Source organism: Paracoccus cavernae, from assembly GCF_042430175.1.
GTDB classification, from domain to species: Bacteria; Pseudomonadota; Alphaproteobacteria; order Rhodobacterales; family Rhodobacteraceae; genus Paracoccus; species Paracoccus cavernae.
Genome location: NZ_JBHMDZ010000001.1, coordinates 534,050 through 550,130, shown reverse-complemented (window position 1 = coordinate 550,130; position 16,081 = coordinate 534,050). Strand labels below are relative to the sequence as shown.

Sequence of the window (16,081 nt, the reverse complement as noted above, 5' to 3'; positions counted from 1 at the left end):
GAGCGATCATGCTGAAATATACCGAAGACCACGAATGGCTGCGCGTCGAAGGTGACGAAGTTGTCGTCGGCATCACCGCCCATGCCAGCGAACAACTGGGCGATGTCGTCTTCATCGAGCTGCCGGAAGTCGGTCGCGATGTTTCGGCCGGCGAAGAGATCGTCGTGATCGAATCGGTCAAGGCGGCATCCGACATCACCGCGCCGGTCGCGGGCGTGATCACCGCCGTCAACGACGCGCTTGCCGACACCCCCGGCGACGTGAACGGCGACGCTTTGGCTGCTTGGTTCTTCAAGATCAAACCGGCCGATGCCGCTGCGGTCGAGGCGTTCATGGATGAAGCCGCTTACAACGCGCTGATCGGCTGAGGCCGGATCAAGGAGGTATTTGGGTGATGAAGAAAGCCGCCGGAGCCGATTGGCGCCGCCGCTTTCGCCCGAAGCCTTTCAAATCGAGAATGTGCGGGATCATCCGCGCATTCCGCATCTCTTTGACACTCTGACGCATCCAAGGATGCAGGGCCCTAGTCATGACGAAATGGAACCCGACCACCTATAATCCCGATGATTTCGCCAACCGGCGCCACATCGGACCCTCGCCGGCAGAGATGGCGGAGATGCTGAAAGCCGTTGGCGCAGCGGATCTGGACGCGCTGATCGGCCAGACCATCCCCGCTTCGATCCGTCAGGAGACGACGCTGGACTGGCCGGCTTTGTCGGAAAAGGCCTTGCTCGAGCGGATGCGCGAAGTTGCGGGCAAGAACCGCGTCATGACCAGCCTGATCGGGCAGGGCTATTACGGCACCGTCACCCCGCCCGCGATCCAGCGCAATATTCTGGAAAATCCGGCGTGGTATACGGCCTACACCCCCTATCAGCCCGAGATCGCGCAGGGCCGCCTCGAGGCGCTGTTGAACTATCAGACGATGGTGTCGGATCTGACCGGCCTGCCGGTGGCGAATGCCTCGCTTCTGGACGAGGCGACGGCTGCGGCCGAGGCCATGACCATGGCGCAGCGTCTGGCCAAGTCGAAAGCCAAAGCCTTCTTCGTTGATCGCGGCCTGCACCCGCAGACGATCTCCGTGATCGAGACCCGCGCCGAGCCTTTGGGTATCGAAGTCGTGGTCGGTGCAGTCGAAGAGCTGGATGCGACCGCCGTTTTCGGTGCGATCTTCCAATATCCGGGCACTTACGGCCATTTGCGCGACTTTACCGCCGAATGTGCGGCCGTTCATGCGGCGGGCGGCGTGGCGATTGTCGCGACCGATCTGCTGGCGCTTTGCCTGATCAAAGAGCCTGCCGCGATGGGCGCCGATATCGCTGTCGGCACATCGCAGCGCTTTGGCGTTCCGATGGGCTACGGCGGTCCGCATGCCGCTTTCATGGCCTGCCGCGACGAGATGAAGCGCGCCATGCCGGGGCGGATTGTCGGCGTCTCGATCGATGCCAAGGGCAATCAGGCCTACCGTCTGTCGCTGCAGACCCGCGAGCAGCATATCCGTCGCGAAAAGGCGACCTCGAACGTTTGCACGGCGCAGGCTTTGCTTGCGGTGATGGCGTCCTTCTATGCGGTTTTCCACGGGCCCGAGGGCCTGCGCGCGATTGCGCAGCGCGTCCATCTGAACGCCGTGACGCTGGCCAATGCCCTCCGCGAAGCCGGTGCCGATGTCGCGCCCGAACATTTCTTCGACACGATCACGGTGCGCGTCGGCGTCGGCCAGCAGGGCATCATGGCAGCTGCGCGCCATCGCGGCATCAACCTGCGCAAGGTCGGCCGTGACCGCGTCGGCATCTCGGTCGACGAGACGACGGATGCAGGCGTCATCGCACGGGTTCTGGACGCTTTCGGCGTGACCGATGCGCCGGTGCAGGCCACCCAGCCCGCGATCCCCGAGGATCTGCTGCGCGACAGCGAGTATCTGACCCATCCGATCTTCCACATGAACCGCGCCGAATCCGAGATGATGCGCTACATGCGCCGCCTCTCGGACCGCGATCTGGCGCTGGACCGCGCGATGATCCCGCTCGGGTCCTGCACGATGAAGCTCAACGCCGCGGCCGAGATGATGCCGATCACCTGGCCGGAATTCGGCGGGCTGCATCCCTACGTCCCCGAAGATCAGGCGGCGGGCTATCACGAGGTCTTTGCCGATCTCTCGGAGAAACTGTGCCAGATCACCGGCTATGACGCTTTCTCGCTTCAGCCGAACTCGGGCGCGCAGGGCGAATATGCGGGTCTTCTGACCATCGCCGCCTATCACAAATCCCGCGGCGAAGAGCGCGACATCTGCCTGATTCCGGTTTCGGCCCACGGCACGAACCCGGCCTCGGCACAAATGGCGGGCATGAAGGTCGTCGTGGTCAAATCCGCGCCGAACGGCGATATCGACCTCGAAGATTTCGCGGCTCAGGCGGAAAAAGCGGGCGACAGGCTGGCGGCGGTGATGATCACCTATCCCTCGACCCATGGCGTCTTTGAGGACACCGTGCGCGAGGTTTGCGACATCGCCCACAAGCACGGCGGTCAGGTCTATATCGACGGCGCCAATATGAACGCGCTGGTCGGTCTGGTGCGTCCGGGCGATGTGGGCGGCGACGTGAGCCACCTCAACATGCACAAGACCTTCGCCATTCCGCATGGCGGCGGCGGTCCGGGCATGGGCCCGATCGGCGTCAAGGCGCATCTGGCACCCTTCCTGCCGTCCGACCCGCAAACGGGTGACGAAGGCGCGGTCTCGGCGGCGAATTGGGGCTCGGCCTCGATCCTGCTGATTTCCTGGGCCTATATCCAGATGATGGGCGGGGCCGGTCTGACGCAGGCGACGCGCGTCGCGATCCTGAACGCCAACTATATCGCAAGCCGCCTGCAGGCCGCTTATCCGATCCTGTTCATGGGCAATCGTGGTCGCGTGGCGCATGAATGCATCCTCGACACCCGCCCCTTCGCGGAATTCGGCGTGACGGTGGATGATGTCGCGAAACGTCTGGTCGACAACGGCTTCCACGCGCCGACCATGAGCTGGCCGGTTGCGGGTACGCTGATGGTCGAGCCGACCGAGTCGGAAACCAAGGCCGAGATCGACCGCTTCATCACCGCGCTTCTCGCGATCCGCGACGAGATCACCGACGTGGCCGAGGGCCGCATCAGCGCCGAGGACAGCCCCCTGCGCCATGCACCCCACACGGTCGAGGATCTGGTTGCGGAATGGGATCGTCCCTATTCGCGCGAACAGGGCTGCTTCCCCGCGGGTGCCTTCCGCGTCGACAAATACTGGCCGCCGGTCGGCCGCGTCGACAACGCCTACGGCGACCGCAACCTGATCTGCACCTGCCCGCCCTTGGAGAGCTATGCCGAGGCGGCCGAGTAAGGCTGCTTGACGGCGCGCGCTTCGGGCGCGCAGATGGAAAATCAAAGGCGCTGCTGGTCAACGGCGGCGCCTTTGGGTTTTGATGCAGGCATCGCCAAGGGCAAGCCCCCGCATCGCAAGCAAAGGGAGAAAGCCATGTCCGGCAAGAAACTGACCTGTCTTGAATGCGGGCAGGTGAACCGCGTTCCGGCCGAGCGTTTCAGCGACAATCCGAAATGCGGCATTTGCGGCGCGGCGCTGTTCTCGCGCAAACCCCGCGCGGTCGATACCGAGACGCTGCTCAAGGCCTCGCGCAATGACGAGGTGCCTTTGGTGGTCGACTTCTGGGCGCCCTGGTGTGGTCCTTGCCGCCAGATGGCACCGGAATTCGAAAAGGCCGCTTCAGCGCTCGGGACCGGTGCGCGCTTGGTGAAGCTCGATACCGAGGCGAACCCGCAAGCCGGCGCGCGCTGGAACATCCGCAGCATTCCGACGCTTGCGCTGTTTCTGAACGGCAAAGAGCAAAGCCGCGCCGCCGGAGCCCGCCCCGCCGCAGCCATCGCCGATTTCGCGCGAGTCAAATCTTCGCGGTGATCGTGGGCTTGTGATCGGGCCGCGTGAAAACACCGTTCGGTCGCGCTTGACAACGCCCCGACATTGCGAAAAAAATTCCGCTAGATGGGGCCGTAGCTCAGTTGGTAGAGCGCGTCGTTCGCAATGACGAGGCCAGGGGTTCGATTCCCCTCGGCTCCACCAGATTTCTCCCGATAGTTGTCTTCCGACATCGAAACACTGACTTTTCGACAAAAGTCGGTATGCGGATTTGCGATGCGGACGGGCGATTTTGCGGGCCGTGAACGGGGCGATTCGTCAGCACCGTCCGAGCCACATAGAGATGCCGTATTCCCGTCCCCAAAAGTGCGGATGCTATGCGCCGGTGTCGATCGAGCATGCGGCACCGTCAAGATTTCATACTACCGGATATGGCGGGGAGGGGTTGCCTTCCCGCCAAATCTTGCGTCTACGGCCAGCCCGCCGCGCTCGCATTGACCGCGAGAATATAGAGGCTGGTGGTCGCGGTGATGAACAGGCGGTTGCCGCGCTCGCCGCCGAAGCAGAGGTTCGAGACAACCTCCGGCACAAGGATTTTGCCCAAAAGCGTGCCGTCGGGCGCGAAGATATGGATCCCGTCGGCGGCCGAGGACCAGAGATTGCCGCGCTCGTCACAGCGGATCCCGTCGGGCAGACCCGCATCGATGCGCGCGAAATCGCGGCCTTGTCCCGAGATCGCACCATCCGCCGTCACATCGAAGACGCGAATGACCGACGGCACGGAAGCATCATGGCTCGATCCCGATTCCGCGACATAAAGCAGGCGCTCGTCCGGCGAGAAACACAGCCCGTTCGGCTGGGTGAAATTTGTGATCACGGGCTGCGGCTCGCCGCCCTCGGGCGGGATGCGGTAGACGAAGCTGCCCGCTTGCTCGGGATCGGCGCGGTAGCCCTCGAGATCGGACAAGATGCCGTAGGTCGGATCGGTAAACCAGATGCTGCCGTCGCTTTTGGCCACGAGATCATTGGGCGAATTGAGCCGTTTGCCGGCATGGTGGCTGGCCAGATTGCTCAGGCGGCCGTCTGCCTCGGTGCGGGTGACGCGGCGGGTGCCGTGGTGGCAAGTGATCAGACGGCCTTCGGGATCGCGGCTGTTGCCGTTGGAGTAATCCGAGTTCTCGCGAAAGATCGAGCAGCCGGTCTGCGCCGTCCAGCGCATCATGCGATGGGCCGGAATATCCGAGAACAGCAGCATTTGCGCGGCTGGAAACCAGACCGGCCCCTCGGCCCATTCAAAACCGGAGCCGATCTGGTGCAGCCGTGCATTGGGGTGGATCAGAGCACGGAAACGCGGGTCCCGCGCATCATAAAGCGGTGCGGTCATGGTCAGACCCTGGCCTTTCTGCCGCTCGCGACGGCGACGATTGCGATGATGATGATACCGGTCGACAGCAGACGCACACCCGCGCCGAGGCCGTATGAATTCAGCATCGAAACAATGAGATACATGAAGAGCGCGCCCGCCCAGATGCCGGGAACGTTGGAATTGCCGCCCGCGATGGACGAGCCGCCGATGACGGTAACGGCGATCGACATCAGCAGAAACTCGGCCCCCATATTGAGCGCGGCCCCGCCCGAAAAGCAGGCGAGCAGAAACCCCGTGAGACCCGCCATCGTGGCGCAGATGACATAGGTCGCGGCGCTGATGCGGGCGACCGGCACGCCGGCAAGGCGGGCGGCGCGGGGGTTTTGACCGATGGCGGACAGCCTGCGGCCAAAGCTCGACCGGTTCAGCAGCACCCAAAAGCCGATGCTGACGGCCAGCGCGACCCAAGCCAGATTGGGCACGCCCAGAAGGGCGCGGCCGGTGGTGAAATCGGCCAAGGCCTGCGGCGGTTTGATGCGCAGCCCGCGGTTCGACCAGATCGCGAGGGATTGGTAGAGAAAGCTCGCCGAGAGCGTCGCGATGATCGGCGGGATGCGCAGCAGTCGGATCAGCGCGAAATTCGTGACGCCCACCGCCGCACCGATCGCGAGCGCCGCAAGAAGCCCCGCCAGAACGGTTATTGCGCTCGGGCCGCCCATTCCGCCCATCAGTTTCAGCGACAGGGTTGCGGCTAGGGTCATGGTCGCGGGGATCGACAGGTCGGTATTGCCTGGCCCCATTGTGATCACAAGCATTTGCCCCAGCCCCGTCATGATCGAGAAACTGCCGAAGGTCAGCGCCGCGACGGCCAGAGCCATGCCGCCTCCGCCACCCGCGCTGATAGACCAGGTGGCGCCAAAGGCCGCGAAGGCCGCGACCCATGCCCAGAACCACGGCGCTTTGTGCAGGGTTGAAATCGCGCTCATTTGCGGGCCTCCGCTTGGCGAATGACCAGACGCGCGGCCAGAACAAGGATGAGGATCGCGCCCTGCGCCCCGATCTGCCAATCGGGCGACAGCCGCAGGAAGGACAGGAAGCTGCCTGCCAGCGTCAGGGTCAGCGCGCCGATCACCGCTCCCACGGGCGAGATGCGCCCGCCGGTGAATTCACCGCCGCCAAGAATGACCCCCGCGATCGACAAAAGCGTATAGCGCAGCGCGATATTGGCATCGCCCGAGGTCGTCAGCCCGACCAGCGCCATCCCCGCGAGCACCGCGAAAACCCCCGCAAGCCCGTAGGCAGAGGCGCGCAGCATGACGGTCGAGCGTCCCGAACGCGCCACCGCACGGGCATTGCCGCCAAGCGCGCGCAATTTGGTGCCGAAGCCCGAGCGCATGATCAGCAGATGCGCCGTGCCCGCGATCAGCACGCTGGCGATGATCGCCATCGGCACAAGCGGCGGCTTGGATTTCATGATCGCCGCCAGCCAGCCGGGCGCGGTTCCGCCGGGCGAGGGCAGGACCAGAACGGCAGCGCCGCTCCAGACAAAGGACATGCCGAGGGTGACGACAATGGCGGGCAGCTGGCGGATCTCGATCAGCGCGCCAAGCGCGGCATAGGCCAGCACGCAGCCCGCCAGCATCGCGACGCCCAAGGCGGGGTTTTCGGGCAGGATCGCGGCGGTGATGCAGGCGATCAGGCTGACGAATGCGCCCATCGACAGGTCGATGTCGTTGACCATGATGATGATCATCTGCGCCACCGTCGCCAAGGCGATCGGCACGGCCAGATTGAACAGAAGGTTGACGCCGGTATAGCTCATGGCACGCGGTTGCAGCCAGAAAACCGCCGCGACCAGAATGAGCAGCGACAGGACCGGCAGCGCGAGGCGGGGAGAAATGTATTTGCTCATGCCGCGTGGTCTCCGAATTCGAAAGATGCGGCGAGGATATTGGCCTCGGTGATCTCGTCGCCTTCCAGTTCGGCCGAAATCGCGCCGTCGCGGAAGACGAAAACGCGGTCGCAGTTGCGGATCTCGTCCATCTCGGTCGAGTACCACAGGAAGGTGCGGCCTTTGGCGGCTTCGAGGCGGATCATCTCGTAGACCTCGGTCTTGGTGCCGATATCGACGCCGCGCATGGGGTCGTCCATGACGATGACCGGCGCGGTGGTCGCCAGCGCGCGCGCGAAGAGCGCCTTTTGCTGGTTGCCGCCCGACAGCGACAGGATCGGATTGCCCATGTCGGGGGTGCGGATGCCGATGCGCTGCTGCCAGTCGGCGGCAATCGCCTCCTCGCTTTGGCGGTCGACCAACCCGCGCCGCGTCAGGCCCGCCAGCGCGGCAAGGGTCAGGTTACGCGCGATCGACCAGATCGGCATGACCCCGTCGCGCCGCCGGTCGCCCGCGACGAAAGCGGCATGGGGATCGCGCGTCACGCGCCAATCCGAGCTTTGCGAGAAATAGAACCGCGCCAAGGCCTCGGCCTGACCGTGGCCCGCAAGACCCGCGATGCCGATGATCTCGCCCTTGCGGGCCTCGATCCCTTCGGGCGTGCGCAGGATCGCCGCCGATTTCGGGCCGAGATCGCGGGACGCCGTTTCGCCCGTCTGTGCGTGATCCTCGGAGGCGATATGGCCCATCGCGTCGACAAGGCTTTGCCGCGTGAATGCTCCGGCCGCGCGGTCGGCGATCACCGCCCCGTCGCGCATGACGGTGATGCGGGTCGCGACCTCGAAAATCTCGCCCATCATGTGGGAAATAAAGATGACCGCGCCGCCCGAGGCGCAGAAGTTGCGGATATGGGCCAGAAGCTGCGCCGCGATTGCCGCATCAAGCGACGAGGTCGGCTCGTCCAGCACCACCAGCCGCGCGGGGCTGCTGCTTTCGGCAAAGCCGATGGCGATTTCGACCATCTGCTGCTCGGCCAAACTCATATCCAGCACCAGATCGGTCGGGCGGATGCGGTGGCCGGGGAAAATCGTGTCGAGCGCGGCTTTGACGCGGTGGCCCGCGCGGCTGCGCCAGCCAGCGCCGGTCAGATCATGCTGCGCGACATGGAGGTTTTCGAGCACGGTGAGGTTGGGGCAGAGCGTCCCCTCCTGCGAGATCGCGCGGATGCCCGCATCCAGCGGCCCCGTGTGATCGGGGTAGGTGACGCGCCCCTCCGAGGCGGACAGAACGCCCGTCACCAGATTGACCAGCGTGGATTTCCCCGCGCCGTTATGGCCGACCAGCCCCAGACATTCGCCGGCACCGATGCTTAACGTGACCGCATCCAGCGCCTTGAGCGACCCGAAGTGTTTCGAGGCTGCCTGAAGCGCGACGACGGTGCCCACAAGCGGCGGGTTGGTCGGGGCGTGCTGCGCCCCGACCGAGGTTTTCGTGGATTGATCCGCCATTACTTCGCCTCGGCGATGACTTTCTTGGCATCATCGAGGGTGTAGTCGACATTCGTGACCCCGCCTTCGGGCGTGTCCTTCAGCGCCTGGTCGAGCGTGTCGGCCGTAACCGACAGGAAGGGCACGGTCAGATCCTTGGGGATTTCCTGCCCGTCGAGGATCTGCTGCGCGATCCAGAACGCCAAAGTGCCGACGCCCGGTGCGATTGAAGTCGAGACGGTCTCGTAGCCGTTGGCGTCACGCTGTTCGCCCCACCATTTCAGCTCGTCCTGACGGTTGCCCATGATGATGATCGGCATCGGACGGCCCGCCGCCGCAAAAGCCTGCGCCGCGCCATAGCCGTCGCCGCCCTGTGTCACGACACCGACAATCTCGGGCAGGGACGGCAGAATGCCCGCCACCGCCTTTTGGGACACGTCTTGCGCCCAATCGCCGTTGACCGAGCCCACGACCTTGAAGGCCGGATTGGCCTTGATGCCTTCCTCGATGCCGGCATGGATCTCGTCATCGACCGAAACGCCGGCGAGGCCGCGGATCTCCAGCAGATTGCCGCCCTCGGGCAGGCGCGAGGCGAGATAGGCGATCTCGTCCTGACCCATCTTCTTGAAGTCCACCGCGACACGCCAAGCGCAGGGCTCGGTCACGATGCCGTCGAAGGAAACGACGGTGATGCCCGCGTCGCAGGCCTCTTTGACGGCGCCGTTCAGCGCGGTCGGCGAGGCGGCGTTGATGACGATGGCGTCATAGCCCTGCAGGATCATGTTCTGGATCTGCGCGGCCTGTTCGGTCGCCTGGTTTTCGGCGGTGGTGAAGGCATCGGCCGAGGCCACGACCCCATCGGCCACGGCCTGATCGGTGACGCGCTTCCAGCTTTCCAGCATGGCCTGACGCCAGCTGTTGCCTGCGTAGTTGTTCGACAAAGCGATCTTCTTGTCCGCCGTATCGGCGAAAGCCCCTGATCCAAGCGAAAGCGCCATGGCGGCAGCGGCAGTCAGCATCAATCCTTTACGGATGGTCATTTGGTTGTCCTCCCTGACTGGATCGGGCTTCTCCCCTCGCCCGTCTCCCGCAAGCAGGATAGGCGGAGCGGGGCCTGTGCATAGAATGGAAACGTGCCGCTTCCTGCATCTGGCCGCGTATCACTTGCGGGTTCCCGCAAGTCGGAGCTATGCCGATAGAAGCGGCGCGGCCGATGTGGCATCGTCGGATCACGCGCCGGAGCCCGACTTCGGCGGCTTGCGGACCGAGGGGAGGCGGGACGGCATGCAGCATTCACCCCGACCGGCACCAGAGGCTGTCGCTGAAGCTGCCGCAAAGCCTGCTTCAGAGCAGGTCGAGCTCGATCCCGGCCCGCTTTTGCCGCATCTTTTCCGGATTTCGCGGGCCTTGGCGGGGCAGCTCGACTTTTTGTCGGCGATCCGCTCCGTCGCGCAGGAGATCGGGCAGTTTCTGCCCTATGACCACCTCGATCTGTGCCTGTTGCGCCATGACGGAACGCTGTCGGCGGCCTACGAGACCGGAATCGAGACCGAATGGGGCCGCCGCGCCACCGATAATGTCGAAACCAGCCCGATCCGCACCCTGCTGCGGGGGCGGGTCGACCATCTGCTGACCGATGATGCGATGCTGGATCCACGTTTCAACTTTCCCGGCGCTTTCGTGGCGCCGATCCTCGACAACAAGCTGCGTTCGCGGGTGCATGTGCCTCTGGTGGTTGCGGACGGGATTATCGGCGCGCTCAGCATCTCGCGGCTGACGCGGGGCAGTTACGGCCCGCGCGATGTCGCGGCGGCGCGCTATGTTGCCGATCTGATCTCGCCCTATGTCTATGCACTGCTCGAAACCGACCGCTCGCGCCATGCCGCGATCATCGAGGCCGAGGCCCGCGCCCGCGAGGACGGCTTGCGCCAAGGCGCGCTGAACCTGACCGAGGCGCTCGAACAGGAGCGCCAGCGTATCGGCATGGATCTCCACGACCAGACCCTGGCCGATCTGAGCCGCCTGATGCGCGAGCTTTCGCGGCCGGGCGGAATGGACGGTGATGCGGTTCTGGCGCAGCTCAATGATTGCGTCGACGATCTGCGGCGCATCATCGACACGGCGGTCCCCTCGATTCTCGACATGTTCGGCTTTTGCCATGCGGTGCGCGTCCATCTCGAGCGGGCGACCCGCGAGAGCGATATCGCGATCCATGTCCATGACGACAGCAATCTGGGCGTGGATGCGCTGGATCCGGTGGTGCGCATCGCGCTGTTCCGCATCGTACAGGAGGCGATCAACAATGCCGGACGCCATGCCGCCCCCTCGCGGATCGATGTGCGGATTGCGGGTAAACCGCGTCTGCGCGTGACGGTGGCCGACGACGGTTGCGGCATTGCCGAAGACATCCGCCGCAGCCGCAAAAAGGGCGGGCTTTCGCATATGCGCACCCGCGCGCAGCTGATCGGAGCACGCCTTTCGGTGCGCAGCGGCAAGACCGGCACCAGCGTCAGTGTCAGCCTGCCTGCCCCGCAAGAGGTTGCGCCATGAAAATCCTTCTGGTCGAAGACGACCCCCTCCATGCCGCTTTCCTGCGCGATGCCGTCGATCAGGCTTTGCCCGAGGTCTCGCATGTCCTGACTGCCGAAAACGGCCGCGAGGGCGAGGCGATGGCGCGCAAGGGCGTCGGCGCGGTGGTGATGGATCTCCAGATGAAAGAGCGCAACGGCATCGATGCCGCCCGCACAATCTGGTCCGAGCGCCCCGAAACGCGCATCCTGTTCTGGTCGAACTACGCGGACGAGGCCTATTTGCGCGGCCTCAGCCGCATCGTTCCGGCGGGATCGCCCTATGGCTATGTGCTGAAAACCGCGCCGGTCCAGCGCCTGCATCTGGCGATGCGCGCCGTTCTGGTCGAGGGGCAGGTGCTGGTCGACCGCGAAATCCACCGCCTGCAACAACGCCAGTCCCGTCCCGCGCAGGGGCTTAGCGAAAGCGAATATTCGGTACTGCTCGACATGGCGCTGGGCCTGCCCGACCGCGAGATCGCGCGCCGTCGCGGCATGTCCGAGCGCACGGTCCAGAACCGGCTGCTGTCGCTTTACGAAAAATTCGCCGTCGACCTGCCCGATAGCGGCACGCCCGCCATGAACAAGCGCGTCCGCGCGGTTGCCTGCGCGCTGACGGGCGGCGTGCTCAATGTCGAGGCTTTGCGCATCGCCGAACGCGAGATGCAGGACTGGCTGCGGCGCAATCCGGCGGGCTAGGCGGGCTCCACGGCTTCGAGATAGGGCAGGGGCTGCGGCGGGACCAGCTCCTGAATGGCTTCGATCCGCAGCATGGCGCGGCGGCGCGAGATGCGCAGATGTGCGGTCAGCGCGGCTTTCGCGGCAGGAAGATCGCCCTCCTCGAGCTTGCGGATGATCTCGAGATGCTCGCCCAGAAAGGGCTCGGTTCCGAACAGTTCGAGCGTCCAGCTATAGAGAAAATGATGCGCGATCAGCAAAGCTTGCGGCAGGCTGATCGCCTGCATCAGTGCGCGATTGCCGCAAAAGCCCAGCAATTCGACATGAAGGCGATGCTCCAGCCGGTCGAGCAGCGCGGAATCGATCACCGCGCCGGGCTGCATCGCGGCTTCGAGCTCGCGGCGCAGCTCTGCAAGATAGCCCGCAGGCAAAAGCGGCGCGGCCTTTTCCATGGCGAGGGGTTCGAGCACCCAGCGCAGCTCGTAAAGCTCGTCGATATTGGTCTGGGTCAGCGCGGGGGCGAACCAGCGGCCGGCATCGTCCTTGACGATGATGCCGCGCGCTTCCAGCCGCACCACGACCTCGCGCGCGACCGTGCGGCTGACGCCGTAATGGCGTGCGATCACCGATTCATTGACGCGCCACGCACCAAGCGAGCTGCGCGAGACGATGGCCAGCTCGACCTCGGGGTAAAGCAGCGCGCCGCTGGTTTGCGGGGTCAGGCGGTCGTTCTCGGGATCAGCCGACGCGCGGGCGGGTGCCGCGCCGGTCTGTTGGCCCTGTGCCACCGCGAACCGGCCCGAGGCGCTGCGCGTCAAAAGCCCGAGATCGGCCAGATCGTCCAATGCCTTGCGCGCCGGTGCGCGGCTGATCCCGAAGCGTAAAGCCACGCCGTTCTGCGTCAGGGCCTCGCCGCCCGTCAGGGTGCCGCTGCGGATGTCGCGGGCGAGCGCCTCGGTCGCAAGCTGATAAAGGCGCGGCGCCAGTCGGGATGGTTCGGGGGACATGCGGCCTGCTCCTTTGGTCGGGGCAGAATGCAGAAAGGGCGGGCGGAAATCAATTGAAGGGCTTCTGAATATCTGTCTAGTGTATCCACTATGCAATTTGCCGGAGGGGACCATGGGTGCAGAGCAGCAAATCAGTTTGGCGGCGTTGGAGCGCTTTTGCCGCGCGGCTTTCGCGGCGATCGGTGCCGACAAGGCGACCGCCGATGGCGCGACCCGTGCCATGCTGCACGGCACCCGACTGGGCGTCGACAGCCACGGCGTCCGGCTTTTGCCGCATTACCTCAAGGCGCTGGAGGGCGGGCGTCTGAACCGCAATCCGCGGATGAAACAGGTTGGCGGTTTCGGCGCGATCGAGGTCTGGGACGCCGATCACGCCCAAGGCGCGGTCGGGACCTATCACGGTATGGCGCGCGCCGTCACGTTGGCCGGCCAGTTCGGTCTGGGTGCGGTCGCAATCCGCAACAGCTCGCATTTCGGACCGGCGGGTGCCTATGCGCTTGCCGCGGCCGAGGCGGGGTATATCGGCATAACATTTTGTAATTCCGATAGTTTTGTGCGTCTCCATGATGGTGCATCGCGTTTCCACGGCACCAATCCGATTGCGGTTTCGGTTCCGGTTGCAGGTCAGCAGCCTTGGCTTCTGGATATGGCGACCAGCGCCATTCCTTATAACCGAGTCGAGCTTTACCGCAGTCTGGGCGTGGAACTGCCCGAAGCGGTGGCCTCGGATGTGACGGGGCGCGATACCCGCGACGCCCATCTGGCCGATATGCTCGCGCCGCTTGGCGGCATGTTCGGCTTCAAGGGCGCGGCTTTGGCGGGCGTGGCCGAGATCTTCAGCGCGGTGCTGAGCGGGATGAAACTCAGCTTCGATATCGACCCGATGGGCGGTCCGGATTTCGCGACGCCGCGCGGAATGGGGGCCTTCGTTCTGGCGCTCAAACCCGAAGCCTTTCTTGACCGCGCCGCTTTCGATGCGGGCATGACGCGCTATCTCGACGTGCTGCGCGGCTCGGCCCTGAGGGAGAATGCGCCGGACGGTGTCTCGGTCATGGCTCCGGGGGATCGCGAATGGAAAGTCGCGGCGGAACGTGGCGAAAACGGCGTGATTCTGGACCCTGTGACGGCCCAAAGCTTCCGCGATTTGTCGCAAAGGCTGGGGATCGACTGGTAGGCGCGGGATGAATGTCCTGTCGGATACAGAGGCCAGTTCGATCTATCCGATTGAGTTTGTTTGATATTGGCGGATGGCAAGCAGGAATAAGGGACCAGAACGATAAGAATTGCTTGAACGGCGCGAGAATCGGCCTGTAACCTGAAATTGGTCAAACCACTTTGGCCATGACCGCAGGGTCGGCACCGCGAGGAGGCGGTGCAGGAGGGAAGAAATGCTCAACGAGCCCGCAACCCGTCGCCATTACCGGCAGGTTGCAGACCAGATCATGGCTTTCGTCGCCGATCAGGGGCTTGCCCCCGGCGAGCGGCTGCCGTCCGAGCGCGATATGGCCGAGCAGTTCAGCCTGTCGCGCCCGTCGCTGCGCGAGGCTTTGATCGCGCTCGAGGTCGAGGGCCATGTCGAGATCCGCATGGGCTCGGGCATTTATCTCAGTCATCAGGCCCCCGGCGAGAGCCGCCCGATCGAAGGCGGCGCCCCGTTCGAGATCCTTCAGGCCCGCTGCATCATCGAAAGCGCCGTGGCCGAAGAGGCCGCGCGTCATGTCTCGGCCAAGCTGATCGAGGGGCTCGACCGCAACCTGACGGAAATGGCCGCCGCCCTTCACGATACGCCGAGCGCGATCCGGCTGGACGGCGCTTTCCATATCGCCATCGCGCAGGGGATCGGCAATTCGGTCCTGACCCATCTGATGGCGGCGAGCTACGAGCAACGGCTTTCGCCGTTTTTCGAGCGCTTTTCGGTCCATTTCGAGGGGCCGCGGACCTGGCGGCTGGCTTTGGCGGAACATGGCGCGATCCGCGATGCGATTGCCGAAGGCGATCCTTCGGCGGCGCGCGAGGCGATGCGCCACCATCTGACGGAATCGCAGCGCCGCTTTTCCGAGAATTTCACGCCCGATCCGAATTAGGGGCGGGCGTGGCACCACAAGAACGACCAAGCAACTGAACCGACGCTACTGGGAGGAATGCATGAAGTTCACGATCAAAGGCCTGATGGGTGCCGCCGCCGTTTTGATGGCCGGCACTTTCGCAGCCCAAGCGCAAACCACGCTGAAATGGGGCCATGTCTACGAAGCATCCGAGCCGTTCCACACGGAATCGGTTTGGGCAGCCGAGGAAATCGCCAAGCGCACCGACGGCCGCTACAAGATCGACGTCTTTCCGGCCTCGCAGCTGGGCAAGGAAACCGACCTGAACCAAGGCCTGAAACTGGGCACGGTCGACATCATCATCTCGGGGTCGAGCTTTGCCTCGCGCGATTACAAGCCGATCGGCGTGACCTATTACCCCTATATCTTCCGCAACCCCTCGCATCTGATCGCCTATACCAAAAGCGACGTCTTCAAGCAGCTCGTCGCGGGCTACGAGGAGGCCAGCGGCAACCACATCACCGCCGTGACCTATTACGGCACGCGCCATACGACCGCGAACAAGGAAATCAAATCCTGCGCCGATATGCAGGGGCTGAAGATCCGCGTTCCCGACGTTCCGGCCTATCTCGCGATGCCGCGCGCTTGCGGGGCGAACACCTCGCCCATCGCTTTCGCCGAAGTCTATCTGGCGCTGCAGAACGGCACGGTCGAGGCGCAGGAGAACCCGCTGACCGCGATCGAGGCCAAGAAGTTCTACGAGGTCCAGAAGAACATCGCGCTGACCGGCCACATCGTCGACCACCTCAATACCGTGGTCTCGGGCCAGCTGTGGAACAAGCTGTCGGATGAAGACAAGCAGATCTTCTCGGAAGTGATGCTGGAAGCGGCCGAGCGCGGCACCAAGATCGTCGAGCAGCGCGAAGGCGAGCTGGTCGAGAAGTTCCGCGGCATGGGCATCAGCGTCAACGAAGTCGACACCACCGATTTCGAGCGCGTCGTTCTCGAGAAAGTGCCCTTCGAGGAATACGGCTACAACAAAGCCGATTGGGAAGCGATCCGCGCGGTCCAGTAAGACCCGCCACTGTCGCAAGCCCCGGGGCCGCATCGCCGGCCCCGGGCATCCTGAACCACCCCATTTC

General features: G+C 64.4%; 14 protein-coding genes and 1 tRNA gene. 9 read left to right on the top strand and 6 right to left on the bottom strand.

Annotated elements, in window-relative coordinates; translation table 11 throughout:
• Nucleotides 1-8 precede the first annotated feature (8 nt).
• From gcvH to ACFFUC_RS02675, 4 genes are all read left to right on the top strand, one after another.
• Nucleotides 9-368 carry a glycine cleavage system protein GcvH gene (gcvH, locus tag ACFFUC_RS02690; RefSeq protein WP_377683274.1) on the top strand — a complete coding sequence of 120 codons (360 nt, stop codon included), beginning with the start codon at nucleotides 9-11 and terminating at the stop codon, nucleotides 366-368.
• Nucleotides 369-529: 161 nt separating this feature from the next.
• Entirely contained in the window at nucleotides 530-3,367 is a 2,838-nt protein-coding gene (gene gcvP / locus ACFFUC_RS02685) for an aminomethyl-transferring glycine dehydrogenase (RefSeq protein ID WP_377683272.1), read from the top strand.
• Nucleotides 3,368-3,502: 135 nt separating this feature from the next.
• Nucleotides 3,503-3,940 (top strand): thioredoxin TrxC, encoded by a 438-nt coding sequence (trxC, locus tag ACFFUC_RS02680; RefSeq protein WP_377683270.1) that lies wholly within the window; start codon nucleotides 3,503-3,505, stop codon nucleotides 3,938-3,940.
• 86 nt (nucleotides 3,941-4,026) lie between these two features.
• Nucleotides 4,027-4,102: transfer RNA gene (locus tag ACFFUC_RS02675), tRNA-Ala, on the top strand.
• Nucleotides 4,103-4,367: 265 nt separating this feature from the next.
• Here ACFFUC_RS02675 and ACFFUC_RS02670 read toward each other — a convergent pair.
• From ACFFUC_RS02670 to ACFFUC_RS02650, 5 genes are read right to left on the bottom strand one after another with little or no spacing between them, the layout of a single operon-like run.
• On the bottom strand, nucleotides 4,368-5,282 hold the full coding sequence (locus ACFFUC_RS02670; protein ID WP_377683268.1) for an SMP-30/gluconolactonase/LRE family protein: 915 nt from the start codon (nucleotides 5,280-5,282) through the stop codon (nucleotides 4,368-4,370).
• Between the two features lie 2 nt (nucleotides 5,283-5,284).
• Entirely contained in the window at nucleotides 5,285-6,250 is a 966-nt protein-coding gene (locus ACFFUC_RS02665) for an ABC transporter permease (protein WP_377683266.1), read from the bottom strand.
• A complete protein-coding gene (locus ACFFUC_RS02660) occupies nucleotides 6,247-7,176 on the bottom strand; it encodes an ABC transporter permease (RefSeq protein WP_377683264.1) in 930 nt (309 codons plus the stop codon). Before ACFFUC_RS02660 ends, ACFFUC_RS02665 begins: the two co-directional genes overlap by 4 nt.
• Entirely contained in the window at nucleotides 7,173-8,663 is a 1,491-nt protein-coding gene (locus tag ACFFUC_RS02655; protein ID WP_377683262.1) for a sugar ABC transporter ATP-binding protein, read from the bottom strand. Before ACFFUC_RS02655 ends, ACFFUC_RS02660 begins: the two co-directional genes overlap by 4 nt.
• Nucleotides 8,663-9,682, bottom strand: coding sequence for an ABC transporter substrate-binding protein (locus tag ACFFUC_RS02650; protein WP_377683261.1), 1,020 nt, complete (start codon nucleotides 9,680-9,682; stop codon nucleotides 8,663-8,665). Before ACFFUC_RS02650 ends, ACFFUC_RS02655 begins: the two co-directional genes overlap by 1 nt.
• Nucleotides 9,683-9,926: 244 nt before the next feature.
• Between ACFFUC_RS02650 and ACFFUC_RS02645 the strand changes: the two genes are divergently transcribed.
• Complete coding sequence (locus tag ACFFUC_RS02645) at nucleotides 9,927-11,192, top strand: GAF domain-containing sensor histidine kinase (protein ID WP_377683258.1); 1,266 nt, start codon at nucleotides 9,927-9,929, stop codon at nucleotides 11,190-11,192.
• Nucleotides 11,189-11,908: a response regulator gene (locus ACFFUC_RS02640; protein ID WP_377683256.1), complete on the top strand. Its 720-nt coding sequence runs from the start codon at nucleotides 11,189-11,191 to the stop codon at nucleotides 11,906-11,908. The genes ACFFUC_RS02645 and ACFFUC_RS02640 overlap by 4 nt, the downstream gene beginning before the upstream one ends.
• On the opposite strand, the gene ACFFUC_RS02635 is transcribed toward ACFFUC_RS02640, so the two are convergent.
• Complete coding sequence (locus ACFFUC_RS02635; protein ID WP_377683254.1) at nucleotides 11,905-12,894, bottom strand: GntR family transcriptional regulator; 990 nt, start codon at nucleotides 12,892-12,894, stop codon at nucleotides 11,905-11,907. The genes ACFFUC_RS02640 and ACFFUC_RS02635 overlap by 4 nt on opposite strands.
• A 112-nt stretch (nucleotides 12,895-13,006) precedes the next feature.
• On the opposite strand from ACFFUC_RS02635, the gene ACFFUC_RS02630 reads away from it, so the two are divergent.
• From ACFFUC_RS02630 to ACFFUC_RS02620, 3 genes are all read left to right on the top strand, one after another.
• On the top strand, nucleotides 13,007-14,068 hold the full coding sequence (locus tag ACFFUC_RS02630) for an Ldh family oxidoreductase (RefSeq protein WP_377683252.1): 1,062 nt from the start codon (nucleotides 13,007-13,009) through the stop codon (nucleotides 14,066-14,068).
• A gap of 214 nt (nucleotides 14,069-14,282) precedes the next feature.
• Nucleotides 14,283-14,978: a FadR/GntR family transcriptional regulator gene (locus tag ACFFUC_RS02625; protein WP_377683250.1), complete on the top strand. Its 696-nt coding sequence runs from the start codon at nucleotides 14,283-14,285 to the stop codon at nucleotides 14,976-14,978.
• A 61-nt stretch (nucleotides 14,979-15,039) separates the two neighbouring features.
• On the top strand, nucleotides 15,040-16,014 hold the full coding sequence (locus ACFFUC_RS02620; protein ID WP_377683248.1) for a sialic acid TRAP transporter substrate-binding protein SiaP: 975 nt from the start codon (nucleotides 15,040-15,042) through the stop codon (nucleotides 16,012-16,014).
• Nucleotides 16,015-16,081 lie beyond the last annotated feature (67 nt).

Bases quoted from the DNA above. Each gene is read 5' to 3' on its own strand.
- gcvH (WP_377683274.1), top strand. From the start codon at position 9: ATGCTGAAATATACCGAAGACCACGAATGGCTGCGCGTCGAAGGTGAC.
- gcvP (WP_377683272.1), top strand. From the start codon at position 530: ATGACGAAATGGAACCCGACCACCTATAATCCCGATGATTTCGCCAAC.
- trxC (WP_377683270.1), top strand. From the start codon at position 3,503: ATGTCCGGCAAGAAACTGACCTGTCTTGAATGCGGGCAGGTGAACCGC.
- ACFFUC_RS02670 (WP_377683268.1), bottom strand. From the start codon at position 5,282: ATGACCGCACCGCTTTATGATGCGCGGGACCCGCGTTTCCGTGCTCTG.
- ACFFUC_RS02665 (WP_377683266.1), bottom strand. From the start codon at position 6,250: ATGAGCGCGATTTCAACCCTGCACAAAGCGCCGTGGTTCTGGGCATGG.
- ACFFUC_RS02660 (WP_377683264.1), bottom strand. From the start codon at position 7,176: ATGAGCAAATACATTTCTCCCCGCCTCGCGCTGCCGGTCCTGTCGCTG.
- ACFFUC_RS02655 (WP_377683262.1), bottom strand. From the start codon at position 8,663: ATGGCGGATCAATCCACGAAAACCTCGGTCGGGGCGCAGCACGCCCCG.
- ACFFUC_RS02650 (WP_377683261.1), bottom strand. From the start codon at position 9,682: ATGACCATCCGTAAAGGATTGATGCTGACTGCCGCTGCCGCCATGGCG.
- ACFFUC_RS02645 (WP_377683258.1), top strand. From the start codon at position 9,927: ATGCAGCATTCACCCCGACCGGCACCAGAGGCTGTCGCTGAAGCTGCC.
- ACFFUC_RS02640 (WP_377683256.1), top strand. From the start codon at position 11,189: ATGAAAATCCTTCTGGTCGAAGACGACCCCCTCCATGCCGCTTTCCTG.
- ACFFUC_RS02635 (WP_377683254.1), bottom strand. From the start codon at position 12,894: ATGTCCCCCGAACCATCCCGACTGGCGCCGCGCCTTTATCAGCTTGCG.
- ACFFUC_RS02630 (WP_377683252.1), top strand. From the start codon at position 13,007: ATGGGTGCAGAGCAGCAAATCAGTTTGGCGGCGTTGGAGCGCTTTTGC.
- ACFFUC_RS02625 (WP_377683250.1), top strand. From the start codon at position 14,283: ATGCTCAACGAGCCCGCAACCCGTCGCCATTACCGGCAGGTTGCAGAC.
- ACFFUC_RS02620 (WP_377683248.1), top strand. From the start codon at position 15,040: ATGAAGTTCACGATCAAAGGCCTGATGGGTGCCGCCGCCGTTTTGATG.